The following is a 23,790-nucleotide window of genomic DNA, read 5'->3' as shown; positions in this document are numbered from 1 at the left end:
GTCTCTGTGTTATTGAAAACACAGAGACGCTTTTTAGCGCGGTTCCACTCTGTTTAGAGAAAAAAATATCTTTCTCCCCTTTGCTCTGTTAACGGCAGAGAACCGCTACCATGTACTTTATGTTCCACAATAGACTCTGAGGCGCACTTCAAAAAGAAATCTTAAAGTCACTCGCAGCAACTGTGACTCTCTCTGTGTAAGAAATTCATTTTTACTTTACCTCTTCAACGATTTAAATTTATTTGATTTTCATAGCTATCATAACATAGGCGAAACTTATAAAGATAATATATTATATTACACAAGAAATGTGAACTATTAAGCTCCCATTTCCTTTAATAATTTATCAAGACGCTTCACGATAACATCTTTCCCCAGCAATTCGATAGCAAACGGAAGCTCTGGACCGTGCATTTGTCCTGTTGTTGCAACCCGTATCGGCATAAAGAGTTTTTTACCGCGATGTCCTGTTTCTTTTTGGGTTGCTTTAAACTGCGCTTTAATCGAATCTTTATCAAACGACTCTAAATGAATTAATTTATCTGTGAACACTTGCAATACTTCAGGCACCTGCTCTTCTCCTAAAACTTCCCGTTCTGCTTCACCATAGGTAATATCCTCCTGGAAGAACAGCTCTGTCAATTCAACGATTTCTGCCCCGTAGCGCAATTGTTCACGATATAGACTAATTACATTTTCCGCCCATACACGCGTCTTCTCATCCATATTCTCTGGAAGCTTGCCCGCGTTGATTAAATGCGGTAACGCTAGATCGATGACACGGCTTAAATCTGCTTTTTTAATATATTCATTGTTCATCCATTTCAATTTATGCTGGTCAAAAATAGCGGCAGAGGTAGATAAACGCTCTGGATCAAATATAGTAATCAGTTCATCCTGTGTAAACATCTCTTCTTCGCCAACTGGAGACCATCCAAGCAAGCTGATGAAGTTAAACATCGCTTCCGGCAAATAGCCTAAATTACGATATTGCTCAATAAACTGCAGAATGTGCTCATCACGTTTACTCAGCTTTTTACGCTCTTCATTCAGAATTAACGTCATATGCCCGTAACGCGGTGCTGTCCATCCAAACGCATCATATATCATCATTTGCTTTGGTGTATTGGAAATATGCTCTTCCCCGCGCAATACATCGGTGATTTCCATCAAATGATCATCGATAGCCACAGCGAAATTATAGGTAGGAATTCCGTTTTTCTTTACAATGACCCAGTCGCCAAAATCACTGGACTCAAACGTGATTTCACCGCGGACAATGTCTTGGAACGTGTATGTTTTATTTTCAGGAACACGAATACGGATACTTGGCGTTCTGCCTTCTGCTTCAAAGCCCTGAATTTCTTCCTCTGTTAAGTTGCTATGTTTCCCGGCGTATTTAGGGACTTGTCCATTTGCACGCTGTGCTTCCCGTTCTGCCTCTAACTCGTCCTCTGTCATATAGCATTTATAAGCTAAATCACGCTCAAGCAGTTCATCTACAAACTTCTGATAGATATCTAAGCGCTCTGTCTGGCGATAAGGACCATAATTACCGCCGATATCGGCACCTTCATCCCATTCTAAGCCGAGCCATTTTAAATATTTTAATTGACTCTCTTCGCCGCCCTCTACGTTTCTTTTATCATCTGTGTCTTCTGTGCGGATAATGAATTTTCCATCAAAATGTTTTGCATATAAATAATTAAATAAAGCTGTACGAGCGTTACCAATGTGTAAATGACCCGTTGGACTAGGTGCATAACGTACGCGAACTTCCTTACTCATTTAAAATGCCTCCTTCATTGTTTATATATCATCGCTACCTGCCTTGTACCTGTTCAAAAGATCTGATAGAAATCTTTTGAAACATCTTTTATAAAAGGAATTCCTCCCCTTATCTTCCTAAACAAGCTCTATACGAAAAGTGATAACATATATATGTTATCACTTTTTTTATCCTTTATCAGTTATACCCTTTTTACAACGCTTTTTCAAGTAATTTTGGTTTTGCAAAGATCATCCGTCCCGCAGAGGTTTGTAAAACACTCGTAATAACAACCTCAATATTTTTGCCGATATAATCTCTGCCTTCTTCCACTACAATCATCGTCCCGTCATCTAAATAGGCAACACCTTGATTATGCTCTTTCCCATCTTTGATAACCTGCACATGCAGTTCTTCCCCTGGAAGAACGACCGGCTTCACTGCATTGGCCAGGTCATTAATATTTAAAACAGGCACTCCCTGGAAGTCACATACTTTATTTAAATTGAAATCGTTCGTAACTACAATGCCATCAATGACTTTTGCCAATTTGATCAATTTGCTGTCTACTTCTGGAATATCCTCAAAATCGCCTTCATAAATTTCTACTTTTACAGCGAGCTCTTTCTGAATTCTGTTCAAAATATCTAAACCGCGTCTGCCGCGGTTTCGCTTCAGCGCGTCCGATGAATCTGCAATATGCTGTAATTCACCAAGAACAAACTGCGGAATCACAATGGTTCCTTCTAAAAAGTTAGTCTGACAAATATCAGCAATTCGCCCATCAATAATCACACTTGTATCCAAAATTTTGGGGCTTAAGCTTTGCGTACCCGCATCTGTGTCCTCTTCCTCGCCGCTGCGGCGCTTGTCCTTTTTCGCCGGTTTGAGTATATTCATAAATTCCTCACGACGGCGAAAGCCAACCTGGAATCCTAAATAACCAAGTATAATCATAATGAACAGCGGCAAGACCTGTGAGAAAATACGAATACTCATATCTTGAAACGGCATATTAACAAAGTAAGCTATAACTAGACCGACAATTAACCCGATACTGCCAAAAAATAAATCCATGGCTGGTAATTTGACCAGTGCATCTTCCACCCAACGAAAGAAATTTACAATATAGTTTACTAGTAAATAAGACAAGATAAAAAATATAATAGCTCCAACAATCATTCCCAAGATAGATGAAGTTAGCCAGCTTGATTCTGCAACATTTAACAGCTGGACGATTTCTGGAATATAAAGATATCCCATGGTACCTCCTAAAATAATAAAAAATAAGTGTACTACTTTTTTCATCAATTCCTTTCACCTCCTGACTCGTATTAGTAGTATTACCAAATGACATATAATATATGCTTATCTGCTCGGAATTCTTCTAAATTTTCATCCTCAAAAAAATCTATTGATGTAATCCGATTTCTAAAGCTTCCTGTACATTGGAAACACCAATTACTTCGATACCAGCCGGATAATTCCAGCCGTCTAAATTATTTTTCGGGCAGATTACCCGTTTAAACCCCAGTTTCGCAGCCTCCTGCACCCGTTGTTCGATTCGGGATACTCTGCGAATTTCTCCTGTTAACCCAACCTCACCGATAAAAATATCCTCTGGTTTGGTTGGGTGATCGCGGAAACTCGATGCAATACTGACCGCCAGCGCTAAGTCAATCGCCGGTTCATCCAGCTTGACCCCGCCCGCTACTTTGATATAAGCATCCTGGTTTTGCAGCATCAGTCCAACGCGTTTTTCCAGCACAGCCATTAAAAGCGGCACGCGATTATGGTCTACTCCCGTGGCTGTTCTGCGCGGGTTCCCGAAGCTTGTTGGAGAAATCAGCGCTTGAATCTCTACTAAAACAGGGCGTGTACCTTCCATTGATGCTACAACGGTCGAGCCGGCAGCTCCTTGGGATCTCTCTTCTAAAAAGATTTCAGACGGATTCATTACTTCACGTAATCCTTCCTCCTTCATCTCAAAAATCCCCATTTCATTCGTACTTCCAAAGCGATTTTTTACACCTCTTAAAATACGATAGGTGTGATGACGTTCTCCTTCAAAATACAATACCGCATCCACCATATGCTCCAGTAAACGCGGACCCGCAATCGAACCTTCTTTGGTCACGTGCCCGACAATAAAAACAGGAATGCCTTTGGTCTTCGCAATTTTCATAAGCTCCATTGTACATTCTCTGACCTGTGACACGCTCCCCGGCGCGCTGGTTATCTCTTCTTTAAAAATGGTTTGAATGGAATCGACGACGACAAAGGAAGGATTGATTTCTTCTATCTGCCTGCTGATATCCATTAAATTCGTTTCTGATAATACATATAGTTCATCCGTTTTTATATCTAAACGATCTGCACGCAATTTGGTTTGCCTTGTGGATTCTTCACCAGATACGTAGAGAACCGGTAAAGCCTTCTCTGCCAGCTGTGCAGATATTTGCAACAGGAGTGTTGATTTTCCAATACCCGGATCTCCGCCAATTAAAACCAGTGACCCTAATACCACTCCCCCGCCTAATACACGGTTAAATTCCCGCATCTTCGTCGTAATGCGGGGTTCCTTCTTTGATTCGATGGAGGTAATCTTTTCGGGTTTTTGTGAGGAGGCTGTACCAGACGTGTATCCTGTCCTGCCTTTTACAGAAGCAGCTTCAATTTCTTCAACCATCGTATTCCATTGATGGCAAGCTGGACATTTCCCCATCCACTTAGCCGATTCATATCCACATTCCTGACAGACAAATTTTGTTTTCCTTTTTGCCAACGTTTCTAACCCCCTTCAAGTGAGATTCAAGCCTAGCGTCTTCTCTTGAACCACCCTTATTTATTATTATAGACTATTTCTGGTTTTCATAGGTTACAGAAAAGCATCAAATTCACAAAGAATCTTCCATACTTATGCCACAAGCATTTTTTGAGAAATGGAGAAAGCTAGAAGAACCGTGTTCTTCTAGCTTTCTGTACCTTACATCCTGTTTAAGAAAGGACAATAAATTCCCCTTTGCTGTTCAACCCTATTTTCACCTTTTGTTCCTTTTGAATGGTTCCCTTTAACAACTCTTCTGATAATAAATTCTCGATATTACTTTGAATAGAGCGTCTCAGCGGACGGGCACCATATTCTGGATCAAAGCCTTCATTAGCAATTTTTTCAATTGCCTTATCTGTAAGGGAAAGGGTCAGCTCTTGCTCTTCCAGGCGTTTTTGCAGCTGTTTAAGCATTAATGATGCAATATCTTTCATGTGTTTTCTCTCCAGGGAGTGGAACACAATGGTCTCATCAATACGATTTAGGAATTCAGGACGGAATGCTTTTTTCAATTCGTCCATCACCTTCGACTTCATATCTTCATGCTCTCTCTTCTCATCATTGTCTAGTGTAAAGCCGACATATTTATTACGTCTTAATTCACTTGCTCCGACATTAGAGGTCATGATAATAACCGTATTGCGGAAATCAACTACTCTTCCCTTTGAATCTGTTAACCGGCCATCTTCAAGGACCTGCAAGAGGATATTAAAGACTTCTGGATGTGCTTTTTCTACTTCATCCAACAGCACAACAGAATATGGTTTACGGCGAACACGTTCGGTTAATTGACCGCCCTCTTCATAGCCAACATAGCCTGGAGGCGAACCAACTAAACGGGACGTCGCATGCCTTTCCATATACTCTGACATATCGATTCGGATCATCGCATCCTCGTCCGCAAACATGACTTCAGCAAGGGCGCGGGCAAGCTCTGTTTTTCCGATACCTGTCGGCCCCAGGAATATAAAGGAACCAATTGGACGTTTAGGATCTTTTAACCCGGCACGGGCACGGCGGATTGCTTTAGCTACAGCATTCACTGCTTCCGATTGACCAATAACGCGATCATGAAGAATCTCTTCCATGTTCAGCAGGCGGTCACTTTCATCTTTCGTCAGTTTTGCAACAGGAACCCCTGTCCAGATAGATACCACTGCAGCGATATCTTCCATCGTTACTTCCGAATCGGTCTGTCCTTGTTTTTCCTTCCATTCATCCTTTGTTTTCTCAAGCTTTTCACGGTAACGCTGTTCAGAGTCCCGCAAGGATGCTGCTTTTTCAAATTCCTGACTTTGGACAGCAGCGTCTTTTTCTTTCCTTACTTCTTCCAGCTTTTGTTCTAATTCTTTTAAATTTGGCGGAACCGTGTAAGAATTTAAACGTACTTTAGAGCCAGCCTCATCGATTAAATCAATTGCCTTATCCGGCAGAAAACGATCTGTGATATATCGATCCGACAGAGATGCTGCTGCTTCAATCGCTTCATCTGTAATAGTCACACGGTGATGCGCTTCGTAGCGGTCTCTTAAACCTTTCAAGATTTGAATGGTTTCATCCAAGGTCGGCTCATCTACCTGAATTGGCTGGAAACGACGCTCTAACGCAGCATCCTTTTCAATATATTTCCGGTATTCATCTAATGTCGTTGCGCCGATACATTGCAGTTCACCGCGGGCAAGCGACGGTTTTAGAATGTTTGATGCATCGATTGCACCTTCTGCTCCCCCGGCTCCGATCAGCGTATGGAGTTCATCGATAAATAAAATAACATTGCCGGATTGACGGATTTCTTCCATTACTTTTTTCAAACGGTCCTCAAACTCACCGCGATATTTTGTACCTGCAACCACAGTACCCATATCTAACGTCATCACACGTTTGTCACGTAGTGTTTCCGGTACTTCATTATCAATGATTTGCTGTGCCAGTCCTTCTGCAACAGCTGTCTTTCCGACACCAGGCTCCCCAATCAACACAGGGTTGTTTTTGGTGCGGCGGCTCAATACTTGGATTACACGTTCAATTTCCTTAGAGCGTCCTATAACAGGATCAATTTTTCCTTCTTTCGCACTGACTGTTAAATCGCGGGCTAAAGAATCTAACGTAGGGGTGCTTGCGTTTGTTTGCTGTCCTGCACGTCCCTGACGGCCTGTCTGAGACTCATTGCTACCTAACAGTTGAAGAACTTGCTGACGGGCCTTATTTAAGCTCACACCAAGATTATTTAAAACACGGGCAGCAACACCTTCTCCTTCACGGATTAAACCTAAAAGAATATGCTCTGTTCCCACATAGGAGTGGCCCAGTTTTCTTGCTTCGTCCTGAGATAATTCAACAACCTTTTTTGCTCTGGGCGTATAATGAATCGATTGAGAAGGCTGCTTGCCGACACCAATGAGCTTTTCCACTTCTTCTTGAATTTTAGCTACTTCCAACCCAAGAGATTGCAATGCCTTGGCAGCTATGCCTTCTCCTTCACGTACTAAACCAAGAAGAATATGTTCTGTTCCAATATTATTATGGCCTAATCGTACGGCCTCATCTTGAGATAATGCCAATACCTTTTGTGCCCTCTCTGTAAAGCGACCAAACATCATATGTTTTTTCCTCCTATTTTTTCAAATTTAATCTTTCACGAATAATTGAAGCCCTGCGGATATCACGTTCATCTGAACGAAGTGCTTTATTCGCATAGTGCTGCAAGAATCCAGGCTGTGTTAAAACCATCAGTTCATTTAATATATTCTCGGAAATGTTTTCTATTATGCCTAAATCAATTCCCAAACGCAAATTAGAAATACAGGTAGCAGCCTCCTTCGAATCAATGATTCTGCTATTTTTTAACGTGCCATAGGAACGGAAGACACGATCCTCCAAGCTAATCTCAGATTGCTCGTAAATATACTGCCGCGCCATCCGTTCGTGCTCCACAAGCTGATTAACAATACTCTCCAGGTCTTCCACAATATCCTCTTCGGACTTGCCCAGTGTAATCTGATTCGATATTTGAAAAATATTCCCTCTTGCCTCACTGCCTTCACCATATATCCCTCTGACAACCAGTCCCAATTGATTAATTGCAGGAATAAGCCGGTTGATTTGCTTTGTCAGTACAAGCGCAGGCAAATGCATCATAATCGAAGCCCGCATGCCTGTTCCAATATTGGTAGGGCAGCTGGTCAGATAACCTTTTGTTTCATCAAATGCATAGTCGGCTTCTTCCTCCAGCCAATCATCTAAGTAGTACGCTTCCTCTAAAGCTTTTTTCAGCTGAAGTCCAGGATAATACACCTGAATACGCAAATGATCCTCTTCATTTACCATAATGGAGGTCTGCTCCTGTTCGGATAATAACACTGCAGCATAATCACTATGTTTGATTAAATGTGGACTTATTAAGTGTTTTTCCACCAGAACAAGTTTTTCAATCATATTTAATTGCTTCATTGGTATAAAAGTTAGTGAATCCTGCTCCGTATCCTCTTCCTTTATATAATTTTTCTTTATAAATTGCAGTACCTCTTCCAACGCTTCCTTATTACCGGATGTCGGGTACAATTTATCCGCAAAGTTGCGGGCCAGACGGACACGGCTGCTCATTACAATGTCTTTATCCGGACCGTCCTCCAGCATCCACGGGCTAATCGCTTCATTGATAAATGATTCTAATGTCACGTGTTATCACCCGCTTCCTTATCTTGATGATTCGCTTTTTCCAGCTCTCTGATTTTATCGCGCAGAACTGCTGCTTTTTCAAATTCTTCATCTTCAATCAGCTGTTTTAATTCCTCTTTGTGGGAGGATATTAATTGCTTTTGCTGAATATACTTCCCGGCACGCTTTGGAATCCTGCCAGTATGTTTGGTATTCCCAGCATGCACACGCCGTAAAATAGGCTCTACCTTGGAGTCAAAGGACGCATAACAATTTGCACATCCAAATTTCCCTGCTTTTTTAAATTCACTAAAAGTTCTCCCGCAAGAAGAACATTTCAGCTCCTGCGGCTGTTTAGGCTGATTGGAATTTGCTGTCCCTGCAGCGTTCAAAGGTATTCCATCTTTTTGAAAAAGCCCAGATAAAAGGTCATTTAATGAGAATCCTTCCTCCGGATAGGTCAAATAACCTTTTTTCTTTGCACATACTTCACAAAGGCTCACTTTCGTCTCCTGACCGTTTATAATGTGCTTAAAATGCAGGGTAGCCTTTCTTTCATGGCATTCTTGGCATTCCATACGATTCCTCCCCCCTTCAGGTAATTAATCGTTCAGATACTTGAGTGCAGTTAATGCAGATTTAAGAATACGTGCACGCAATTCATCTCTTAGCGGCAATTGAAAAGCTAACGTTGTTCGATCAATACTTGCCAATATCAGCTTTGCTTCACGTGCTGTAATCAGCTCCTCCTCTAAAAGCCGATCTAAAATATCTATAGCAGCACGCTGCGGAATCGAATCACCGATTAAATAAATAATCTCATCAATCAATTCCGATTTATCCTGATGCCGTATGCGCATAATACGAATATAGCCGCCACCGCCGCGTTTACTTTCTACGATATACCCTTTCTCAATGGTAAAACGCGTATTAATAACATAATTTATTTGAGAAGGTACACATTGAAACTGATCTGCAATTTCACTCCTTTTAATCTCAATCGCTTGTTGTTCTTCTGACTGTAATACTTTTTTCAAATATTGTTCAATGATATCTGAAATGTTACTCATCCTTCGCACCTCAAATCAAATAATTTATTTGATAAATTATTCCTTTTGACTTTGACTAACTTTGACTATGGTTTTATTATAATAAGAAATTGCCACAGTTGCAAATGGATGATATTTCTATTTTGGACAAACAGGCCAAAAAACAAAACATAATTATAAAAATCTATGAAAATATTTATGTTTTAATTTCGCTTTGTTATATTAACCACTCCCGGAAGCTTCGATATTTCATCAAATAAATAAATTAACTTATTATCCTTTTTCATATTTGTCCATATATGAATTCTGCGCCTGTTACCTTCTAACAGCTTTATCTCAACCTGCTTTATCGTAAAACCGTTCTTTTCCACTGATTTTACAGCTTCATGTATTTCAAATTCCTCTGAAGCAATCAATTCAATAAAATTACTGGTTGTAAACCGAGGGAAAAAATGCTCCATCCGGTTAAAAAATATTAAACTGATAAGGATAATAAGTGTCGTTACAATAGCAACACTATACATGCCGGCTCCAATCACTAATCCTATTCCTGCTACAGCCCATATAGAAGCAGCTGTTGTTAATCCTTTGATGGTTCCTCCATATACAATAATGGTACCAGCCCCAAGAAAACCGATACCGCTAATTACATAAGAAGGGATACGAGCAGGGTCAAATTGAATGTTATCGTATTGATTCATAAATGTAATAAAACCAAAAATCGATAAAATCATCATCAAACAAGAGCCTACTCCTACCAGTATATGCGTACGAAACCCGGCTGAATGATTATTAATTTCTCTCTCAAAACCAATTAAACCGGATAACAGCAAAGCAATAAACAAACGTAACACGATAACTCCGAAATCATCACCGATAAATTGTTCTAACTCCATTCCCTGCACCCCCTTATTGTTTTATATATTTTACAGTTTATTTATATGTATAGGCTATCATTTCATTTTATAAAATAAAACTTTATTCAGCGGGGGTCTTTCCATACCAACTATCATGAAAATTAATTTTAAACTATTTAAATAGAAGTATTCATTGCAATAAGTGTATTTTTACTTTAGCAGTAAATTGATTTATCTTCCAGAAATAAATACCAAAGAAAGGATATTTGAAGATAAACAAGCAAAAACCCATTAGACGAGCCGTATCAGCAATGAAACATTTTTTGCCTCTATACTAAGTGTGGCACATCCTCTTGTTTTCAATCATAGATAGAGTGAAGACAAAAAAATACACTTCATTTGCCACGGTGTTATTTAGGAATAAAAGGTGTCTATGTGAAGCGAAAACGCAGGGAATCAGAGAAGAAAGTCATTTCGTTGCGGGGTTATTCACAAAACGGCGTATGTAGAAATATCTATTTTGTCGAGGAAAAACCAAACCCATGGATGGCTATCACTGGCAAAGCATTCATTCAAGGATCCGCCTTTACGACAATAAATCCTATTTTATGGTGGAAAAAACGTAACATTTGTATATTTTGTCATCGTACCTACTATGAACAGATTCAGATGACATAAAACGGCATTTCTCCTAAAAATATGCAAAAAAAGAGCTAAGCATGATGCTTAACTCTTTTTCAATATGCCTGGCAACGTCCTACTCTCGCAGGGGGAAGCCCCCAACTACCATTGGCGCTGAAGAACTTAACTTCTGTGTTCGGCATGGGAACAGGTGTGACCTCTTCGCTCTCGCCACCAGACAATAAAATATGTAACTTGAAGATGTTTCCTGAAAAACAAGGACAAGTTATATTATATGCATTTTAGAATAAAAATGCAACACTTTTTTTCAAGAATTTGCACCCTGAAAACTAAATAAGAGTAACGTGACATGAAAAAACTTAGATAAGTCCTCAATCGATTAGTATCCGTCAGCTGCACGTGTCGCCACGCTTCCACCTCGGACCTATCAACCTCATCGTCTCTGAGGGATTTTACTCACTTCAAGTGATGGGAAGTTTCATCTTGAGGGGGGCTTCATGCTTAGATGCTTTCAGCACTTATCCTTACCACACGTAGCTACCCAGCTATGCTCCTGGCGGAACAACTGGTACACCAGCGGTGTGTCCATCCCGGTCCTCTCGTACTAAGGACAGCTCCTCTCAAACTTCCAACGCCCACGACGGATAGGGACCGAACTGTCTCACGACGTTCTGAACCCAGCTCGCGTACCGCTTTAATGGGCGAACAGCCCAACCCTTGGGACCGACTACAGCCCCAGGATGCGATGAGCCGACATCGAGGTGCCAAACCTCCCCGTCGATGTGAACTCTTGGGGGAGATAAGCCTGTTATCCCCGGGGTAGCTTTTATCCGTTGAGCGATGGCCCTTCCATGCGGAACCACCGGATCACTAAGCCCGACTTTCGTCCCTGCTCGACTTGTAGGTCTCGCAGTCAAGCTCCCTTCTGCCTTTACACTCTTCGAATGATTTCCAACCATTCTGAGGGAACCTTTGGGCGCCTCCGTTACCTTTTAGGAGGCGACCGCCCCAGTCAAACTGCCCGCCTGACACTGTCTCCGAACCGGATTACGGTCCTGGGTTAGAATGGTCATACAGTTAGGGTGGTATCCCACGGATGCCTCCACGTAAGCTGGCGCTCACGCTTCAAAGGCTCCCACCTATCCTGTACAAACTGCACAAACATTCCATATCAGGCTACAGTAAAGCTCCACGGGGTCTTTCCGTCCTGTCGCGGGTAATGCGCATCTTCACGCATAGTATAATTTCACCGGGTCTCTCGTTGAGACAGTGCCCAAGTCGTTGCACCTTTCGTGCGGGTCGGAACTTACCCGACAAGGAATTTCGCTACCTTAGGACCGTTATAGTTACGGCCGCCGTTTACTGGGGCTTCGGTTCAAAGCTTCGCTCCGAAGAGCTAACTCTTCCCCTTAACCTTCCAGCACCGGGCAGGTGTCAGCCCCTATACTTCGCCTTTCGGCTTCGCAGAGACCTGTGTTTTTGCTAAACAGTCGCTTGGGCCTATTCACTGCGGCTCACTCACAAGTGAGCACCCCTTCTCCCGAAGTTACGGGGTCATTTTGCCGAGTTCCTTAACGAGAGTTCTCCCGCTCACCTTAGGATTCTCTCCTCGCCTACCTGTGTCGGTTTGCGGTACGGGCACCTATAATCTAACTAGAGGCTTTTCTTGGCAGTGTGAAATCAGGAACTTCGGTACTCTATTTCCCTCCCCGTCACAGCTCAGAATCATGTCAGACGGATTTGCCTATCTGACTTCCTCGCATGCTTGGACGCACATCCATCGGTGCGCACTCCTTATCCTCCTGCGTCCCCCCATTGCTCAAACAATCATGAGGTGGTACAGGAATATCAACCTGTTGTCCATCGCCTACGCCTGTCGGCCTCGGCTTAGGTCCCGACTAACCCTGAGAGGACGAGCCTTCCTCAGGAAACCTTAGGCATTCGGTGAAAGAGATTCTCACTCTTTTTTCGCTACTCATACCGGCATTCTCACTTCAAAGCGCTCCACCAGTCCTCACGGTCTGACTTCGCAGCACTTTGAACGCTCTCCTACCATTGTTCGTAAGAACAATCCGCAGCTTCGGTGATACGTTTAGCCCCGGTACATTTTCGGCGCAGCGTCACTCGACCAGTGAGCTATTACGCACTCTTTCAATGATGGCTGCTTCTAAGCCAACATCCTGGTTGTCTGTGCAACGCCACATCCTTTTCCACTTAACGTATACTTTGGGACCTTAGCTGGCGGTCTGGGCTGTTTCCCTTTCGACTATGAACCTTATCACCCATAGTCTGACTCCCAAGCGTAAGTAACTGGCATTCGGAGTTTGACTGAATTCGGTAACCCGGTAGGGGCCCCTAGTCCAATCAGTGCTCTACCTCCAGTACTCTCTATCTTGAGGCTAGCCCTAAAGCTATTTCGGAGAGAACCAGCTATCTCTGTGTTCGATTGGAATTTCACCGCTACCCACACCTCATCCCCGCATTTTTCAACATACGTGGGTTCGGGCCTCCAGTCAGTGTTACCTGACCTTCACCCTGGACATGGGTAGATCACACAGTTTCGGGTCTACGACCGCATACTCATTCGCCCTGTTCAGACTCGCTTTCGCTACGGCTCCGTGTCTTCCACTTAACCTTGCATACGATCGTAACTCGCCGGTCCATTCTACAAAAGGTACGCCGTCACCCATTAACGGGCTTCGACTACTTGTAGGCACACGATTTCAGGTTCTATTTCACTCCCCTCCCGGGGTGCTTTTCACCTTTCCCTCACGGTACTGGTTCACTATCGGTCACTAGGGAGTATTTAGCCTTGGGAGATGGTCCTCCCGGATTCCGACGGAATTCCACGTGTTCCGCCGTACTCAGGATACACTCCGGAGGAAATTCCTTTTCGATTACAGGGCTGTTACCTTCTTTGGCTGACCTTTCCAGGTCGATTCATCTAAAGAATTTCTTTGTCACTCCAATGGAATGTCCTACAACCCCAAGAAGCAAGCTTCTTGGTTTGGGCTCTTTCCGTTTCGCTCGCCGCTACTCAGGAAATCGATGTTTCTTTCTCTTCCTCCAGGTACTGAGATGTTTCAGTTCCCCGGGTCTGCCTCACCTACCCTATGTATTCAGATAGATGTACTGTTCCATTACGAACAGTGGGTTCCCCCATTCGGAAATCCTCGGATATCATGTTTACTTACAACTCCCCGAGGCATATCGGTGTTAGTCCCGTCCTTCATCGGCTCCTAGTGCCAAGGCATCCACCGTGCGCCCTTATTCACTTAACTAAAGTTTTTGAATAAGATGGCTGATTACAGAATGTAATCAGTTGTGTCGCTATATCAATAGCTTTTTTGCCTTATTTTTAAAGTTTGATGTCGTTGTTACTCTTATTTAGTTTTCAAGGTACAAACTTCCTTTGAGAGAATTGCTCTCTCAAAACTGAACCAAACAACCACGTACGAATTCCGTTATATATCCTTAGAAAGGAGGTGATCCAGCCGCACCTTCCGATACGGCTACCTTGTTACGACTTCACCCCAATCATTCGTCCCACCTTCGGCGGCTGGCTCACGTCTGTGTTACCTCACCGACTTCGGGTGTTACGAACTCTCGTGGTGTGACGGGCGGTGTGTACAAGACCCGGGAACGTATTCACCGCGGCATGCTGATCCGCGATTACTAGCGATTCCGGCTTCATGCAGGCGAGTTGCAGCCTGCAATCCGAACTGAGAACGGTTTTATGGGATTTGCTGGACCTCGCGGGTTCGCTTCCCTTTGTTCCGTCCATTGTAGCACGTGTGTAGCCCAGGTCATAAGGGGCATGATGATTTGACGTCATCCCCACCTTCCTCCGGTTTGTCACCGGCAGTCACCTTAGAGTGCCCAACTGAATGCTGGCAACTAAGATTAAGGGTTGCGCTCGTTGCGGGACTTAACCCAACATCTCACGACACGAGCTGACGACAACCATGCACCACCTGTCACTTTGTCCCCGAAGGGAAAACTCTATCTCTAGAGCGGTCAAAGGATGTCAAGACCTGGTAAGGTTCTTCGCGTTGCTTCGAATTAAACCACATGCTCCACCGCTTGTGCGGGTCCCCGTCAATTCTTTTGAGTTTCAGCCTTGCGGCCGTACTCCCCAGGCGGAGTGCTTAATGCGTTAACTTCAGCACTAAGGGGCGGAAACCCCCTAACACCTAGCACTCATCGTTTACGGCGTGGACTACCAGGGTATCTAATCCTGTTCGCTCCCCACGCTTTCGCTCCTCAGCGTCAGTTACAGACCAGAGAGTCGCCTTCGCCACTGGTGTTCCTCCACATCTCTACGCATTTCACCGCTACACGTGGAATTCCACTCTCCTCTTCTGCACTCAAGTCCTCCAGTTTCCAATGCACGTTTGCGGTTGAGCCGCAAGATTTCACATCAGACTTAAAGAACCGCCTGCGAGCGCTTTACGCCCAATAATTCCGGACAACGCTTGCCACCTACGTATTACCGCGGCTGCTGGCACGTAGTTAGCCGTGGCTTTCTGGTCAGGTACCGTCAAGGTACGATCAGTTACTATCGTACTTGTTCTTCCCTGACAACAGAGTTTTACGATCCGAAAACCTTCATCACTCACGCGGCGTTGCTCCGTCAGACTTTCGTCCATTGCGGAAGATTCCCTACTGCTGCCTCCCGTAGGAGTCTGGGCCGTGTCTCAGTCCCAGTGTGGCCGATCACCCTCTCAGGTCGGCTACGCATCGTCGCCTTGGTGAGCCGTTACCTCACCAACTAGCTAATGCGCCGCAGGCCCATCTGTAAGTGACAGCAAAAGCCGCCTTTCAACTTTCTATCAGGTGATAGAAAGTGTTATCCGGTATTAGCTCGCGTTTCCGCGAGTTATCCCAGTCTTACAGGCAGGTTGCCTACGTGTTACTCACCCGTCCGCCGCTCGTTCCACGAACTTCCCTCCGAAGAGTTCCGTTCGCTTCCCGCGCTCGACTTGCATGTATTAGGCACGCCGCCAGCGTTCGTCCTGAGCCAAGATCAAACTCTCCATAAAAGTGTTTGAAACATTAGCTTTCAGAAGTCAACTTCTGACTTATTTTTTAAGAAAAACGAGGTTGTCTTTCTTCTTTCGTACTGGTTGTTTTGTTCAGTTTTCAAAGAGCAATTTGTTTCTGTCGTTTTTAGCGACAAGATATAACATATCATGTTTGTAAGACATTGTCAACAACTTTTTAAATAAATTGTTGAGTGGAGCCTAGCGGGATCGAACCGCTGACCTCCTGCGTGCAAGGCAGGCGCTCTCCCAGCTGAGCTAAGGCCCCGTAGATAAATCAGTTATATTTATTTAATGGTCGGGAAGACAGGATTCGAACCTGCGACCCCTTGGTCCCAAACCAAGTGCTCTACCAAGCTGAGCTACTTCCCGATGGCGCGCCTGAGAGGAGTCGAACCCCTAACCTCTTGATCCGTAGTCAAACGCTCTATCCAATTGAGCTACAGGCGCTTATGGTGCCGAGGACCGGAATCGAACCGGTACGGTAATCACTTACCGCAGGATTTTAAGTCCTGTGCGTCTGCCAGTTCCGCCACCCCGGCAATATTTTGGAGCGGAAGACGGGATTCGAACCCGCGACCCCCACCTTGGCAAGGTGGTGTTCTACCACTGAACTACTTCCGCATATTGCTTTTTAAATTAAAAATAGTGGTGCGGGTGGAGGGACTTGAACCCCCACGCCCGAAGGCACTAGATCCTAAGTCTAGCGCGTCTGCCAATTCCGCCACACCCGCAAATGGTGAGCCATGAAGGATTCGAACCTTCGACCCTCTGATTAAAAGTCAGATGCTCTACCGACTGAGCTAATGGCTCCTGCAAAAAGGAAAATGGTGCCGGCCAGAGGACTTGAACCCCCAACCTACTGATTACAAGTCAGTTGCTCTACCAGTTGAGCTAGGCCGGCGTAATGGTGGAGGATGCAGGGCTCGAACCTGCGACCCCCTGCTTGTAAGGCAGGTGCTCTCCCAGCTGAGCTAATCCTCCGGATTGATAAAGCCTGGCAACGTCCTACTCTCGCAGGGGGAAGCGCCCAACTACCATTGGCGCTGAAGAACTTAACTTCTGTGTTCGGCATGGGAACAGGTGTGACCTCTTCGCTCTCGCCACCAGACAATAAAATATGTAACTTGAAGATGTTTCCTGAAAAACAAGGACAAGTTATATTATATGCATTTTAGAATAAAAATGCAACACTTTTTTTCAAGAATTTGCACCCTGAAAACTAAATAAGAGTAACGTGACATGAAAAAACTTAGATAAGTCCTCAATCGATTAGTATCCGTCAGCTGCACGTGTCGCCACGCTTCCACCTCGGACCTATCAACCTCATCGTCTCTGAGGGATTTTACTCACTTCAAGTGATGGGAAGTTTCATCTTGAGGGGGGCTTCATGCTTAGATGCTTTCAGCACTTATCCTTACCACACGTAGCTACCCAGCTATGCTCCTGGCGGAACAACTGGTACACCAGCGGTGTGTCCATCCCGGTCCTCTCGTACTAAGGACAGCTCCTCTCAAACTTCCAACGCCCACGACGGATAGGGACCGAACTGTCTCACGACGTTCTGAACCCAGCTCGCGTACCGCTTTAATGGGCGAACAGCCCAACCCTTGGGACCGACTACAGCCCCAGGATGCGATGAGCCGACATCGAGGTGCCAAACCTCCCCGTCGATGTGAACTCTTGGGGGAGATAAGCCTGTTATCCCCGGGGTAGCTTTTATCCGTTGAGCGATGGCCCTTCCATGCGGAACCACCGGATCACTAAGCCCGACTTTCGTCCCTGCTCGACTTGTAGGTCTCGCAGTCAAGCTCCCTTCTGCCTTTACACTCTTCGAATGATTTCCAACCATTCTGAGGGAACCTTTGGGCGCCTCCGTTACCTTTTAGGAGGCGACCGCCCCAGTCAAACTGCCCGCCTGACACTGTCTCCGAACCGGATTACGGTCCTGGGTTAGAATGGTCATACAGTTAGGGTGGTATCCCACGGATGCCTCCACGTAAGCTGGCGCTCACGCTTCAAAGGCTCCCACCTATCCTGTACAAACTGCACAAACATTCCATATCAGGCTACAGTAAAGCTCCACGGGGTCTTTCCGTCCTGTCGCGGGTAATGCGCATCTTCACGCATAGTATAATTTCACCGGGTCTCTCGTTGAGACAGTGCCCAAGTCGTTGCACCTTTCGTGCGGGTCGGAACTTACCCGACAAGGAATTTCGCTACCTTAGGACCGTTATAGTTACGGCCGCCGTTTACTGGGGCTTCGGTTCAAAGCTTCGCTCCGAAGAGCTAACTCTTCCCCTTAACCTTCCAGCACCGGGCAGGTGTCAGCCCCTATACTTCGCCTTTCGGCTTCGCAGAGACCTGTGTTTTTGCTAAACAGTCGCTTGGGCCTATTCACTGCGGCTCACTCACAAGTGAGCACCCCTTCTCCCGAAGTTACGGGGTCATTTTGCCGAGTTCCTTAACGAGAGTTCTCCCGCTCACCTTAGGATTCTCTCCTCGCCTACCTGTGTCGGTTTGCGGTACGGGCACCTATAATCTAACTAGAGGCTTTTCTTGGCAGTGTGAAATCAGGAACTTCGGTACTCTATTTCCCTCCCCGTCACAGCTCAGAATCATGTCAGACGGATTTGCCTATCTGACTTCCTCGCATGCTTGGACGCACATCCATCGGTGCGCACTCCTTATCCTCCTGCGTCCCCCCATTGCTCAAACAATCATGAGGTGGTACAGGAATATCAACCTGTTGTCCATCGCCTACGCCTGTCGGCCTCGGCTTAGGTCCCGACTAACCCTGAGAGGACGAGCCTTCCTCAGGAAACCTTAGGCATTCGGTGAAAGAGATTCTCACTCTTTTTTCGCTACTCATACCGGCATTCTCACTTCAAAGCGCTCCACCAGTCCTCACGGTCTGACTTCGCAGCACTTTGAACGCTCTCCTACCATTGTTCGTAAGAACAATCCGCAGCTTCGGTGATACGTTTAGCCCCGGTACATTTTCGGCGCAGCGTCACTCGACCAGTGAGCTATTACGCACTCTTTCAATGATGGCTGCTTCTAAGCCAACATCCTGGTTGTCTGTGCAACGCCACATCCTTTTCCACTTAACGTATACTTTGGGACCTTAGCTGGCGGTCTGGGCTGTTTCCCTTTCGACTATGAACCTTATCACCCATAGTCTGACTCCCAAGCGTAAGTAACTGGCATTCGGAGTTTGACTGAATTCGGTAACCCGGTAGGGGCCCCTAGTCCAATCAGTGCTCTACCTCCAGTACTCTCTATCTTGAGGCTAGCCCTAAAGCTATTTCGGAGAGAACCAGCTATCTCTGTGTTCGATTGGAATTTCACCGCTACCCACACCTCATCCCCGCATTTTTCAACATACGTGGGTTCGGGCCTCCAGTCAGTGTTACCTGACCTTCACCCTGGACATGGGTAGATCACACAGTTTCGGGTCTACGACCGCATACTCATTCGCCCTGTTCAGACTCGCTTTCGCTACGGCTCCGTGTCTTCCACTTAACCTTGCATACGATCGTAACTCGCCGGTCCATTCTACAAAAGGTACGCCGTCACCCATTAACGGGCTTCGACTACTTGTAGGCACACGATTTCAGGTTCTATTTCACTCCCCTCCCGGGGTGCTTTTCACCTTTCCCTCACGGTACTGGTTCACTATCGGTCACTAGGGAGTATTTAGCCTTGGGAGATGGTCCTCCCGGATTCCGACGGAATTCCACGTGTTCCGCCGTACTCAGGATACACTCCGGAGGAAATTCCTTTTCGATTACAGGGCTGTTACCTTCTTTGGCTGACCTTTCCAGGTCGATTCATCTAAAGAATTTCTTTGTCACTCCAATGGAATGTCCTACAACCCCAAGAAGCAAGCTTCTTGGTTTGGGCTCTTTCCGTTTCGCTCGCCGCTACTCAGGAAATCGATGTTTCTTTCTCTTCCTCCAGGTACTGAGATGTTTCAGTTCCCCGGGTCTGCCTCACCTACCCTATGTATTCAGATAGATGTACTGTTCCATTACGAACAGTGGGTTCCCCCATTCGGAAATCCTCGGATATCATGTTTACTTACAACTCCCCGAGGCATATCGGTGTTAGTCCCGTCCTTCATCGGCTCCTAGTGCCAAGGCATCCACCGTGCGCCCTTATTCACTTAACTAAAGTTTTTGAATAAGATGGCTGATTACAGAATGTAATCAGTTGTGTCGCTATATCAATAGCTTTTTTGCCTTATTTTTAAAGTTTGATGTCGTTGTTACTCTTATTTAGTTTTCAAGGTACAAACTTCCTTTGAGAGAATTGCTCTCTCAAAACTGAACCAAACAACCACGTACGAATTCCGTTATATATCCTTAGAAAGGAGGTGATCCAGCCGCACCTTCCGATACGGCTACCTTGTTACGACTTCACCCCAATCATTCGTCCCACCTTCGGCGGCTGGCTCACGTCTGTGTTACCTCACCGACTTCGGGTGTTACGAACTCTCGTGGTGTGACGGGCGGTGTGTACAAGACCCGGGAACGTATTCACCGCGGCATGCTGATCCGCGATTACTAGCGATTCCGGCTTCATGCAGGCGAGTTGCAGCCTGCAATCCGAACTGAGAACGGTTTTATGGGATTTGCTGGACCTCGCGGGTTCGCTTCCCTTTGTTCCGTCCATTGTAGCACGTGTGTAGCCCAGGTCATAAGGGGCATGATGATTTGACGTCATCCCCACCTTCCTCCGGTTTGTCACCGGCAGTCACCTTAGAGTGCCCAACTAAATGCTGGCAACTAAGATTAAGGGTTGCGCTCGTTGCGGGACTTAACCCAACATCTCACGACACGAGCTGACGACAACCATGCACCACCTGTCACTTTGTCCCCGAAGGGAAAACTCTATCTCTAGAGCGGTCAAAGGATGTCAAGACCTGGTAAGGTTCTTCGCGTTGCTTCGAATTAAACCACATGCTCCACCGCTTGTGCGGGTCCCCGTCAATTCTTTTGAGTTTCAGCCTTGCGGCCGTACTCCCCAGGCGGAGTGCTTAATGCGTTAACTTCAGCACTAAGGGGCGGAAACCCCCTAACACCTAGCACTCATCGTTTACGGCGTGGACTACCAGGGTATCTAATCCTGTTCGCTCCCCACGCTTTCGCTCCTCAGCGTCAGTTACAGACCAGAGAGTCGCCTTCGCCACTGGTGTTCCTCCACATCTCTACGCATTTCACCGCTACACGTGGAATTCCACTCTCCTCTTCTGCACTCAAGTCCTCCAGTTTCCAATGCACGTTTGCGGTTGAGCCGCAAGATTTCACATCAGACTTAAAGAACCGCCTGCGAGCGCTTTACGCCCAATAATTCCGGACAACGCTTGCCACCTACGTATTACCGCGGCTGCTGGCACGTAGTTAGCCGTGGCTTTCTGGTCAGGTACCGTCAAGGTACGATCAGTTACTATCGTACTTGTTCTTCCCTGACAACAGAGTTTTACGATCCGAAAACCTTCATCACTCACGCGGCGTTGCTCCGTCAGACTTTCGTCCATTGCGGAAGATTCCCTACTGCTGCCTCCCGTAGGAGTCTGGGCCGTGTCTCAGTCCCAGTGTGGCCGATCACCCTCTCAGGTCGGCTACGCATCGTCGCCTTGGTGAGCCGTTACCTCACCAACTAGCTAATGCGCCGCAGGCCCATCTGTAAGTGACAGCAAAAGCCGCCTTTCAACTTTCCATCAGGTGATAGAAAGTGTTATCCGGTATTAGCTCGCGTTTCCGCGAGTTATCCCAGTCTTACAGGCAGGTTGCCTACGTGTTACTCACCCGTCCGCCGCTCGTTCCACGAACTTCCCTCCGAAGAGTTCCGTTCGCTTCCCGCGCTCGACTTGCATGTATTAGGCACGCCGCCAGCGTTCGTCCTGAGCCAAGATCAAACTCTCCATAAAAGTGTTTGAAACATTAGCTTTCAGAAGTCAACTTCTGACTTATTTTTTAAGAAAAACGAGGTTGTCTTTCTTCTTTCGTACTGGTTGTTTTGTTCAGTTTTCAAAGAGCAATTTGTTTGTCGCTGTTTCAAATTGGCGACTTTATTAATTTATCATATCTGCAATTCGTTGTCAACAACTTTTTAAAATTTATTTTGTTGTTAATCTGTTGAATCGTTTGTGTGATGCGCATTGCGTTATGCAACGATAATTAATTTATCATGATTCCAAACCGAAAGCAAGTCTTTTTTAAAATAAAATAGTACAAGTTAAATATTTCTATAATTCATTTTATTGAAGCAGTTTTAAAACCCCTTAATAAATCACTATTCTCAAAGGTTTTCCTCTCTTTCACTCCCTTACGTATACATACAAAAGCACCGACAGAAGAGTAACCTTCCAGCGGTGCTTTCAACAATAATATAATGGTTAATTAACGATTTTTCATTTGCGGGAATAACAGTACGTCCCGAATAGAAGGCGAATTTGTTAACAGCATCACCAAACGATCTACTCCAATTCCTAAACCGCCAGTTGGTGGCATACCATATTCTAATGCTTCTAAAAAGTCTTCATCCATATAATGTGCTTCATCATTTCCTTGGTCTCTTTCTTTCACTTGCGCTTCAAAACGTTGGCGCTGGTCAATCGGGTCATTCAGCTCACTAAAGGCATTAGCATGCTCTCTTCCTACAATAAATAACTCGAAACGATCTGTAAAACGCTCATCCTCTTTGTTCTTTTTAGCGAGAGGAGAAATTTCTACAGGATGTCCAAAAATAAATGTAGGTTGAATGAGTGTTTCCTCTACCTTTTGCTCAAAGAATTCATTTACAATATGTCCGAAAGTCATCGCATCTGTAATTTCTACGTTATATTCCTTTGCTAAAGCACGTGCTTCATCATTCGATAAGTGCTGCCAGAAGTCTACACCTGTCTCTTTTTTTATCGCATCTACCATATGCAGTCTTGTCCATTTAGGCTCAAGGTTTACTTCCTCATCGCCATATTGAATCGTCGTTTTTCCATATACTTCTTTTGCAATATGTGCAATTAAGTTTTCCGTAAGATCCATAATATCATGATAATCCGCATATGCTTCATATAGTTCAATCATTGTAAATTCAGGGTTATGTCTTGTGGAAACCCCTTCGTTACGGAATACACGGCCTATCTCATATACTTTTTCTAACCCGCCGACAATAAGGCGTTTTAAATGTAGTTCGATTGCAATACGCATATATAATTCAGCATCCAGCGCATTATGATGCGTAATAAATGGACGCGCAGATGCTCCGCCCGGAATACTGTGCATCATCGGTGTTTCTACTTCTAAATAACCTTGAGCATTTAAATATTCACGCATGGATTGAATAATCTTACTGCGGGCTACGAACGTATCTCTGCTGTCCGGATTAGTGATTAAATCAAGATAACGCTGACGATAGCGCTGTTCAATATCTTTTAAGCCATGATATTTTTCTGGCAGCGGGCGCAGTGATTTGGTTAATAGATGAAATTCTTTCGCTTTAACAGATAATTCTCCAACATTTGTTTTAAACATAACCCCTGTCACACCGACAATATCACCTAAGTCCACTGATTTAAATACATCATATGCCTCTTCGCCAATTGCATCTTTACGAACATATAATTGAATTTGTCCGCTTAAATCCTGAAGATGCGCGAATCCCGCTTTCCCTTTTCCGCGCTTTGTCATTAAACGTCCTGCAATCGTTACTTCATCTGGAATTTCCTCCAGCTCTTCTTTAGAATATTGATCATATTTTTCAACTAGATCGTTTGTTAAATGCGTACGTTCAAATTTTTCACCGAATGGATTCAATCCTTTTTCCATGTATTCTGTGAGTTTGTCACGTCTTACCTGCATATGTTCATTCAATTCTTCTGACACTTCTACCACTCCACTTCTTAATTAATTATGATATCTTCTAACCTTGTCATTAAAAC

Annotated in this window: 9 protein-coding genes, 9 tRNA genes, 6 rRNA genes and 1 other annotated feature; all 24 genes read right to left on the bottom strand. The window is 44.9% G+C overall.

Annotation, left to right across the window (positions count from 1 at the left end):
- Positions 1-19: 19 nt before the first annotated feature.
- Positions 20-237 (bottom strand) — a binding site (T-box leader).
- An 81-nt stretch (positions 238-318) separates the two neighbouring features.
- The 24 genes from gltX to lysS all read right to left on the bottom strand — a co-directional run bounded on the left by gltX (position 319) and on the right by lysS (position 23,734).
- A complete protein-coding gene (gltX, locus tag MKY45_RS00625) occupies positions 319-1,788 on the bottom strand; it encodes a glutamate--tRNA ligase (RefSeq protein ID WP_042530731.1) in 1,470 nt (489 codons plus the stop codon).
- 193 nt (positions 1,789-1,981) lie between these two features.
- Positions 1,982-3,079, bottom strand: a complete 1,098-nt coding sequence (locus MKY45_RS00620) for a PIN/TRAM domain-containing protein (RefSeq protein WP_042530729.1) — start codon at positions 3,077-3,079, stop codon at positions 1,982-1,984.
- Positions 3,080-3,179: 100 nt separating this feature from the next.
- Complete coding sequence (gene radA, locus MKY45_RS00615) at positions 3,180-4,553, bottom strand: DNA repair protein RadA (protein WP_193064163.1); 1,374 nt, start codon at positions 4,551-4,553, stop codon at positions 3,180-3,182.
- A 212-nt stretch (positions 4,554-4,765) separates the two neighbouring features.
- Positions 4,766-7,198 (bottom strand): ATP-dependent protease ATP-binding subunit ClpC, encoded by a 2,433-nt coding sequence (gene clpC / locus MKY45_RS00610; RefSeq protein ID WP_042530725.1) that lies wholly within the window; start codon positions 7,196-7,198, stop codon positions 4,766-4,768.
- Positions 7,199-7,211: 13 nt separating this feature from the next.
- The gene (locus MKY45_RS00605; protein WP_193064162.1) at positions 7,212-8,276 is read right to left on the bottom strand and encodes a protein arginine kinase; all 1,065 of its coding nucleotides are present in this window, start codon (positions 8,274-8,276) and stop codon (positions 7,212-7,214) included.
- A complete protein-coding gene (locus MKY45_RS00600; RefSeq protein WP_042530721.1) occupies positions 8,273-8,833 on the bottom strand; it encodes a UvrB/UvrC motif-containing protein in 561 nt (186 codons plus the stop codon). Before MKY45_RS00600 ends, MKY45_RS00605 begins: the two co-directional genes overlap by 4 nt.
- A gap of 24 nt (positions 8,834-8,857) precedes the next feature.
- Positions 8,858-9,325 carry a CtsR family transcriptional regulator gene (locus tag MKY45_RS00595; protein ID WP_193064161.1) on the bottom strand — a complete coding sequence of 156 codons (468 nt, stop codon included), beginning with the start codon at positions 9,323-9,325 and terminating at the stop codon, positions 8,858-8,860.
- Positions 9,326-9,507: 182 nt separating this feature from the next.
- A complete protein-coding gene (locus MKY45_RS00590; protein ID WP_042530717.1) occupies positions 9,508-10,200 on the bottom strand; it encodes an MgtC/SapB family protein in 693 nt (230 codons plus the stop codon).
- Positions 10,201-10,905: 705 nt separating this feature from the next.
- Positions 10,906-11,021: ribosomal RNA gene (rrf, locus tag MKY45_RS00585) — 5S ribosomal RNA — on the bottom strand.
- A gap of 141 nt (positions 11,022-11,162) precedes the next feature.
- A 23S ribosomal RNA gene (locus MKY45_RS00580) occupies positions 11,163-14,084 on the bottom strand.
- Positions 14,085-14,281: 197 nt separating this feature from the next.
- Positions 14,282-15,845 (bottom strand): 16S ribosomal RNA (locus MKY45_RS00575).
- 195 nt (positions 15,846-16,040) lie between these two features.
- Positions 16,041-16,113, bottom strand: a tRNA-Ala gene (locus MKY45_RS00570).
- A 27-nt stretch (positions 16,114-16,140) separates the two neighbouring features.
- Positions 16,141-16,217 (bottom strand) — tRNA-Pro (locus tag MKY45_RS00565).
- A gap of 1 nt (position 16,218) precedes the next feature.
- Positions 16,219-16,295, bottom strand: a tRNA-Arg gene (locus MKY45_RS00560).
- Between the two features lie 3 nt (positions 16,296-16,298).
- A tRNA-Leu gene (locus tag MKY45_RS00555) sits at positions 16,299-16,387 on the bottom strand.
- Between the two features lie 7 nt (positions 16,388-16,394).
- A tRNA-Gly gene (locus MKY45_RS00550) sits at positions 16,395-16,469 on the bottom strand.
- A 25-nt stretch (positions 16,470-16,494) separates the two neighbouring features.
- Positions 16,495-16,579, bottom strand: a tRNA-Leu gene (locus MKY45_RS00545).
- A 3-nt stretch (positions 16,580-16,582) separates the two neighbouring features.
- Positions 16,583-16,658, bottom strand: a tRNA-Lys gene (locus MKY45_RS00540).
- 15 nt (positions 16,659-16,673) lie between these two features.
- Positions 16,674-16,749 (bottom strand) — tRNA-Thr (locus tag MKY45_RS00535).
- Between the two features lie 4 nt (positions 16,750-16,753).
- Positions 16,754-16,829, bottom strand: a tRNA-Val gene (locus MKY45_RS00530).
- A gap of 11 nt (positions 16,830-16,840) precedes the next feature.
- Positions 16,841-16,956: ribosomal RNA gene (gene rrf / locus MKY45_RS00525) — 5S ribosomal RNA — on the bottom strand.
- Between the two features lie 141 nt (positions 16,957-17,097).
- A 23S ribosomal RNA gene (locus MKY45_RS00520) occupies positions 17,098-20,019 on the bottom strand.
- 197 nt (positions 20,020-20,216) lie between these two features.
- A 16S ribosomal RNA gene (locus MKY45_RS00515) occupies positions 20,217-21,780 on the bottom strand.
- The 16S, 23S and 5S rRNA genes sit together here with 9 tRNA genes alongside, the layout of an rRNA operon.
- A 472-nt stretch (positions 21,781-22,252) precedes the next feature.
- A complete protein-coding gene (gene lysS / locus MKY45_RS00510; RefSeq protein WP_193065220.1) occupies positions 22,253-23,734 on the bottom strand; it encodes a lysine--tRNA ligase in 1,482 nt (493 codons plus the stop codon).
- Positions 23,735-23,790: the final 56 nt, after the last annotated feature.

The sequence above is a fragment of the Oceanobacillus sp. FSL K6-0251 genome (assembly GCF_038004725.1).
GTDB lineage: Bacteria > Bacillota > Bacilli > Bacillales > Amphibacillaceae > Oceanobacillus > Oceanobacillus oncorhynchi.
The sequence above is the reverse complement of the archived record's forward strand: the minus strand, read 5'-3'. Positions and strand labels throughout refer to the sequence as shown.

Excerpts from the sequence above, each read along its gene's own strand:
- gltX (WP_042530731.1), bottom strand. The coding sequence starts at position 1,788 with ATGAGTAAGGAAGTTCGCGTACGTTATGCACCTAGTCCAACGGGTCAT.
- MKY45_RS00595 (WP_193064161.1), bottom strand. The coding sequence starts at position 9,325 with ATGAGTAACATTTCAGATATCATTGAACAATATTTGAAAAAAGTATTA.
- MKY45_RS00600 (WP_042530721.1), bottom strand. The coding sequence starts at position 8,833 with ATGGAATGCCAAGAATGCCATGAAAGAAAGGCTACCCTGCATTTTAAG.
- MKY45_RS00590 (WP_042530717.1), bottom strand. The coding sequence starts at position 10,200 with ATGGAGTTAGAACAATTTATCGGTGATGATTTCGGAGTTATCGTGTTA.
- clpC (WP_042530725.1), bottom strand. The coding sequence starts at position 7,198 with ATGATGTTTGGTCGCTTTACAGAGAGGGCACAAAAGGTATTGGCATTA.